Here is a 235-nt window from a genome sequence, read left to right on the forward strand (position 1 = left end):
GTCGGTTTTAGGAAAATTCACATTGAGTACGGTACCCTTGGGAATTCCATGAACCAATGCCTCGGTCTCAATTTTTTTGACGGACTTGCTGGTGTGTTCAAAATTAGCTTCCCAAGAATAAACGCAGAGTGAAAAACCAATGGCTCGAATACATTCTATGCCTGCCTCAATGGCAGCACTCATGATTGCCGAATAAATAACATTGATGGACGCATTGGAACCGTGATTGATACCG

The 235-nt window shown here is 43.0% G+C and carries 1 protein-coding gene; it reads right to left on the reverse strand.

All coding sequences use genetic code 11. From position 1 onward, the window contains the following. A partial coding sequence (locus ACRHOZ_RS21500; RefSeq protein ID WP_431130442.1) for a 5'/3'-nucleotidase SurE occupies positions 1–235 on the reverse strand: 235 nt, incomplete at both ends.

Source organism: Flagellimonas flava (assembly GCF_050617915.1).
Lineage (GTDB): Bacteria > Bacteroidota > Bacteroidia > Flavobacteriales > Flavobacteriaceae > Flagellimonas > Flagellimonas flava_A.